Here is a 7,042-nt window from a genome sequence, read left to right as displayed (position 1 = left end):
GAAAGCCCTCGCCGCGCGCAACATTTCGTACACGGTCATCGCACCCAGAAGCACCACACCGCAGGATGAGGAGAAGTACCATGGGCTTTTGAAGGGACTTTATCCCGATCTCGAAGAGGTGCTGCCGGGGATCAGTGCCTTGCAATTGATCAATTCCGTGAATACTCCCGAGGCGCGCGCACAGCTTATGGAGCTTTGGTTGGCCCGATGCGCCGGTGCTGAAGGATTGAAGGACCTGCGTGTCCAGCTTCAAACGGAAAATTTGTCTCTGGCAGATATTGTGATAGTCGCAGAGGTTTTGCTGAAGCTTGCTCAAATGCCCGTCTTTCAGGAGCAGGTCGACGACTCCTTTGAGCCGGAAATCCTGCAAATGGTCCAAGAATTTAGAGACCGCGGTCGAGAGACAAACAAACACCGCCTGCTCGAAACATTTAAAAGATGGAATCCGGTTGTCTTGGCTGAGCTGGAAGCGCTGGCCTGGCATCCCTTGTCTGTGAGAAACGGTGTCCCTATCAAGGATTCCATGTTTCAGCTTCAGCTGGGGCTTGCTTTGACACCGGATCTGAACTTCAATCTGGTGGTGGGCTATGACCCGCAGGAAAATCTCTCTTACTTGGTGCTTCGCGATCCTGAAAGAGGGGACATCGACTTGCTGAGTGCTTTGGAAGAGGACTCCGTTCCCGAAATCCATGATCACTTAAGTCATTTCATTGAAAATGTTAGAAGCTTGCCTAACCGGGAACCGTCTGTGGTCGCAAAAGTCCAGGAATCCTCTGTTGCTGAACTGGAGGCATTGACTCTGGAAAGCTTCCATCCTTGGTTACGGACGGGCTCTCCCTATGAGGAGGCCCAAGAGTATCTCGTCAACATGAGATTGGGAGCATACGAGTCATTTACCCTGCTGCTCACCTATGACGAAAACGGCAAACTCGTCAATATCCTTGCTTCGAGTATTCTCGGTTCGCAATCTCTTCAGGAGGCATTGGCCGGAGAACCGCAAAAGAGGGATGCTTTGGAAGCAAGACTCCGGGATATTGCAGGATCTCTGGATGAAATGTCTGCCGGTTCTGCTCAGCTTCTTTGGATGGATCCCAATCTCGCCGGAACAGAGTGGATGGTGCAGGCCCAGCGATTAACCGGCATGGACGAAAGGACACTGGCTCAGACCATTAGCAACTCTCCTATTTTGAGACATTTGGCAGGTGAAATGGCAGATCATGAACGCTTCCGTCTCCGGTCTCCCAGAAGTCTTAGGATGTTAAGAGGGTGGAATACAGATTGGCAGGTGGCTATGCTGGGCCAGCGTGAAAAGGAATTGGGGTGGCGCCGGTCATGGATTCAAAAGGGCATGACTGGAGGGCAAGCCAAGAACCAAGAGGTGCAGTACGACGAAGGGGCCCACCTGGATTTGTTCTTGGTGGCGCATGAGTGGGTTCATGTTCTTTTAAATCAGTACATAGTCGAGGGGCAGCTTTCTCCCGGAACTGCCGCGCAGTATGGCCGGATGAATGAGTTTGTTCTGGATTCCGATGGAAGCGTGCGTCGGGAATTCGATGAAATTCTGGATTTTCTCTATGGGGATGCCGGTGATCTATACTCCCAGATAAGCGGAGACTCGCTTTTACATGAAATTATTGCCTATACGAGTGAAAGCCTCGCAGATTGTTCGGTTCGGACCGAAGTTGCGGGACGGGTCCTGCACCACTTGACCTATGGCCAACTCGAGGCCCTAATTGCGCTCAGGCTTGCTCCTGAGTATTTGCACCCACGGCAATACTCCGCCGGTATGGATCCTGACCAACTGCTTCCGGTTACCTACTTTGCCCAAGTGTCGGCAGAGTTGTTGCTCAGTGCAGACCATTCCATCGAGGGAGCGCAAATCTTCTTGGGAATTTATGAGCGAAATCCGGATGAGGCCATGGCGGGCCTGCGCTTTATGTCGGACAAAAAGCCCGAGGCAGTTCCCAAGGCACTGGCGCTCTTGGAAGACACAGGTCTGTTTACGGGGCAGGAGGAGGCGCTCAGCTTAGGAGGTTGGGTTGATCTGGTGGTTGCAGTTGAACAGGAAAAACCAGATGTAGCACAAAATGTGCGTGGTGCTTTGCTGCAGAGACTCAGCCAGAACCCCAGGGATCTGGCTGGGCTTTCTTCGGCCCAACACAAGGAATTAGCAGGTAGGGTTCCCGATAGTCTCCTCAGGGATAGCTTTCAGGCTGCGCAGGCCTTATTCAATCAGGACTTAATTTTAAGTAGGCAAGAAGGTGTATTTGTGGACCAGGCTTTGGTCTTGGAAGCCGTTGGCAGCTTGGAGAACTTGACTTCTCTGAGAGAAGATCGACAGTATCGCGTGGGTTGGGTGATTCAGGAAATGGATCAGTGGCTTCCTCCTGGAGGAGGTGCTTTTGGCGAGATTGAACTGGCCGGGTTAATTGAGACCCAGGATTGGGATTTGGCCTATGCCAGAGCGCGCTGGTTAGAGGACCGTGAAAGAGAGATCGCGGAAGCAGAAGGGGATCTGGATGTTGCAGAGCTCGAAGACCGCGGTCGAACATCTTCACTTGCCCGCGGCTTGGGTGGGCCGGAGAGGAGAGAGGGACAGCCGCAAGCATCGGGATCTGGGTACAATCGCCCAGCCCAAGCCGCGTTTCGGCAAACAGCAGCGGCCAGCACCTATGACCCTCAAGCAATGATGGGGTTTGTGAAGAACAACTTGGGCCAGGCCGAGCGATTTGAGCAGGCCATTGATCCGCTGGGCACTACTTTGGAGCAGCACACCCTCCAGACAATGGAGAATCTGGAGCAACTCAGGCCTCAACTGAACCAGGCCATCCGAAGTTCAAGCCCATGGATTCGGAACAATGTCCCGGAACTGATGCGGGTGGTGGGCGTCTTTCACGATGCAGGCAAACCCGATGCAATTGAAGAATTTAGTCGAGACCCTACAGTCGGGCCTCATCCGCGTCAGTCTCACTTTACTATTCCTTATCTCCGGCAGCAGATGCAGATGCTGGGCTATGACCCGCAAAGTATTGAGTTTGTAGCAACCTTAGTGGATGGCGACCCTATCGGACAAGCGGTACAGGGTAAACTTCCTGTGGATTTGGCCTATGATCAGATCCGGCTAAAGTGGGAGCACCTGGACTCGGTAGGTATCCAAGTCGACTTTCAGGTCTTCTTTCAAATTCATACCCTGTATTGGATGGGGGATGCTTTGAGCTACGAATATTTTGCTGAAACCTTTAATGTGGCCTCCGATGGCACAGTCACAGTGCGCCGTATCTCCCAGCAGGATGCCCTTAGCAATAGAGATCTCTTTCGATTAGCCATCGTTACGGGTCGCTATCATCGTTTGGAAGAATTGGTGCCAACATACAGAGGACAAAGACTCCGCTGGACGATGGCGGATCTTGAGGATCCTTCCCTCGACCTGTTGCGCGAAAAGATTTGGACCTGGCATGCAACGGCGTTCTTTCCCAGAGACAAAGTTGTTCATTCAGGGGCCAGAACTGTTGAGGAGCACTTGGCGGGAGAAGCTTTCGGAGAAGAGAGGCCTTCTTCTTTTCGACCGGGAACGCACTGGGCTGCCGGGGAGCTTGTTCGCCCCAATGCCGCGTTTACTGCTGAGGATAGAATCAGTGCTGTCGGGGTGCCCATGGACTTTTGGATTCGTCAAATGGAGGCCGGTGGGGCACAATTGATCAATCTCAATTCCTACGATGTGATGGTGTTGGGAGATGTGCGGTTGGATCAGTCAACGGTTATCTTGGTTCCATTTGATTTGGAGCGTGTGCACTTGGATGAGCCCGGATTTTATGACTTGGTAGGCCAACTTGGCGCAGAAATCTATTATCCGGGTCTGGAATCCCTCCGGGAAGCTGTAGAGCGAATTGGAGAGGAGAGAGGTGCTTGGCCTTTAAGGATGTTGCCCGGCATGGACACCGGTCCTGCCTATCTGGGAGAAGTTGATTTCAATCAGCAAGAGCGTTTCCAAGCCCTGTTTGAGCTGGCACAGTCTCAGGGCGTGCCTTTATCCTTTGGCACTCATGGATTTTCTCAAGTAGGAGGTGTGGGCGCATTTGGGGTGCTGGACCAGGCCGTGCAAGCTTTGGGCCAAGCATATACACAGGATAACAGTCTGATGACTTTAGGACAGTTGCGCTATTTGGTTTTGCTCTCGAAGGAGCTGATTATCCGGATCGAGGATATTTTGGAGAGTCCGGGACTTCAAGAGCAGGCAGTTGCTTTGGCGAGGGATCACTTGAATGAAGCCAAGGGGTGGCTCAATCTCGCTGAATTCGACTTGACTCAGATTAGAACAAAAGTCAGATCGATTGTGAATTCGCCTCCGGAGATTCGTTCTCTTTACGTTGCTAAGCGTGGGGATACTGAGGAGCTGATGAGACTCGTTGCAAATCATCGGGCCGCACCTCGAGGAGTGCCCAATCTGGAGGAGAAGTTGTATCCCTGGGTGACTGCTTCGTTGGATTTTCTTAGGCCCAGAGAACTGAGAGCGTTTTTACAAAGTCACAGGGACATATTCGAAAATACTCCGATGGCCCAAATCGCCGTGACTTATCTCACATCCAGATGGTATGGACTGGGCACGGAGGGAGGACTTGCGGAGGGCCTTGATCAGATGCTCAGTGATTCACTCAGGAGCATGAATGAGCCGCCTGATTGGTTCGTGGACTGGGTGCTGCTCGAGAACAATTATCTCTCAAGAGACTCCTATAACCGGGAAATCGCCTTGGCTATTCTAAGAAATCCTCAAGTCAAACGCCTATTGGAAACGCGAGGGTATATCTTTGACATTGATGCCCCGCAAAATCTCGATGAAGTTATCCAGGTGGTGCTGGGCGTGCACGATACAGGTCCCTTGGAGGATCTTTTGGATCCAGACGAAAATGCGGTCTTAGGATTTATGGGAGCCGGTGGGCTGCCGGTTCCTGAAAAGACTCGATTGGGACAGTGGGAATCGGTCCAGATGCTTATGAACATGTTACGTACAGAAGCGTCACAACTTGAGGTGCTTAAGGAGGATCTTCGCAACGTGCTCAACATGCAGTTGATTTACGTGGATAGGGAACGGTCCAAGTATATGCGCGGTGTTCTTGCCCGGTTGCATAATGTGACTTCCCATCATAGGGGGAGTATTTCCCTGGTTGATTTCTGGGAGAGGCTTGGTTTGCGTGAGGAGTTCCTGGAGAATTATCCTGCAGCTAATGAGTATGCCCGGGAAAATCATTTTTGGAGTCAGCGAAAATCCCTGTGGGATGTGTATGGGGAATTACTGGCGGCTAAGGCCGCGAAACGGCTCTCGCCTGATCGTGAAGCCCAAGCCGCAGAACTCCTCGGCCGTTCGTTGTAGACTTAGGGGACACATCTCCTTCGGAGATATGTCCCCTGAAGCACCTATGTGGTATCCTACCGCCTTATGTCCTTCACCCTTTGCACCTTCAATGTCAACGGCATCCGCTCGGCCGGGCGTAAGGGCTTTTCCGAGTGGCTCAAGAAGCATCAGCCCAACTACCTGGCCTTGCAGGAGATGCGCGCTCTCCCGGATCAGGCGCCGCCCGAGGTCGCGGCGCCCCGCGACTATTGCGCGCGCTGGGTGCCGGCCGAACGCAAGGGCTATTCGGGCGTGGCCACCTACACGCGCACAGAGCCGCTCCGGTATTGGGTGGGCAGCGGCCTGGATTGGGGCGATCGAGAGGGCCGGGTGCTGCGCGCGGACTTCCCGGACTTCACCTTCGTGAACGTCTACATCCCCTCCGGCTCCGCCTCCGGGGAGCGCCTGGCCCTCAAGTATGAATATGCCGAACACTTCCTGGGGTACACGCGCTCTTTATTAGATGAAGGCCGGCCCGTGGCTTTGTGCGGGGATTTCAATGTGGCGCATGAGGAAATCGATATCCACGATCCCAAGGGAAATGCCAAGAATAGCGGATTCTTGCCGGAAGAGAGAGAATGGTTGAGCCGGCTGCTGGCCCAGGGCTGGGTCGACACCTTCCGGGCTTTGCATCCGGGCGTGCCCGGGCTCTACAGTTGGTGGTCCAATCGCGGGCGGGCGCGCGAAAAGGACTTGGGTTGGCGCATTGATTATATTTTGACCACGCCGGATTTGGCAGAGCGGGCGAGCAAGGCCTGGATTGACAAGCAGGCCGGGCTCTCGGATCACGCGCCGGTGTGGGTGGAGTTTGAGTGAGACGTCATCCCGAGCGAAGCGAAGGGATCTTTGCGGAGCAAAGATTGCGTCACTTCGTTCGCAATGACGGTTCCCCTGAGCGGGGTCATGTCTTGGAGCGACACCAATGTTAAACGCTGGATATTTTAGACAGCCGACCATTGCCGGGGACACAGTGGTTTTTGTCTGCGAGGACGACCTATGGTCCGTGCCCGCACAAGGCGGGACAGCCCTGCGGCTCACCTCGAACCTCGGCGACGTGAGCCGGCCCGCGCTTTCGCGCGACGGGAAGCATTTGGCCTTCACCAGTCTGGAGGAGGGGCATCCCGAGGTCTATTGCATGCCGGCGGGGGGCGGCCCGGCCCAGCGCATCACCTATTTGGGGGCGGATTCCCAGGTGCGCGATTGGACTCCGGACGGCAAGATTCTGTTTGTGAGCACGGCGGGCCAGGCCTTTGCCAAGGTCTACAGGCCGCACACAGTGGCCCCGGAGGGTGGGCCGTCCCATGTCCTGCCTTGGGGGCCAGCCAATGACGTGGGCTTTGCTCCGGGCAACGGGGGTGTGGTTTTGGGCCGCAACACTGCGGACCCGGCCCGCTGGAAGCGCTACCGGGGCGGTACGGCGGGCAAGCTTTGGGTGGATCCCAAGGGCAGCGGGGATTTCCGGCCGCTCATGGCGGAGCTCAATGGCAACCTGGCCAGTCCCCTATGGGTGGGCGGGCGCATTTATTTTCTTTCGGATCATGAAGGCGTGGGCAACCTTTATTCCTGTACGCCGGAGGGTTCGGATTTGCAACGCCACACGGATCACAACGAATACTATGCGCGCCTGGCTTCCACGGACGGTCAGCGCATTGT

At 54.6% G+C, this 7,042-nt stretch carries 3 protein-coding genes; all 3 read left to right on the top strand.

Annotation, left to right across the window (positions count from 1 at the left end):
* Positions 1 to 88 precede the first annotated feature (88 nt).
* On the top strand, positions 89 to 5,368 hold the full coding sequence (locus JW937_07725) for a hypothetical protein (GenBank protein MBN1587303.1): 5,280 nt from the start codon (positions 89 to 91) through the stop codon (positions 5,366 to 5,368).
* Between the two features lie 66 nt (positions 5,369 to 5,434).
* Positions 5,435 to 6,205 carry an exodeoxyribonuclease III gene (gene xth / locus JW937_07720; GenBank protein MBN1587302.1) on the top strand — a complete coding sequence of 257 codons (771 nt, stop codon included), beginning with the start codon at positions 5,435 to 5,437 and terminating at the stop codon, positions 6,203 to 6,205.
* Between the two features lie 106 nt (positions 6,206 to 6,311).
* Positions 6,312 to 7,042 (top strand): PD40 domain-containing protein (locus tag JW937_07715; GenBank protein MBN1587301.1); only part of this gene is annotated, 731 nt, incomplete at its 3' end.

It is taken from the genome of Candidatus Omnitrophota bacterium, assembly GCA_016929445.1.
Lineage (GTDB): Bacteria > Omnitrophota > Gorgyraeia > JAFGIU01 > JAFGIU01 > JAFGIU01.
This window is presented reverse-complemented; position numbering and strand designations above follow the sequence as displayed.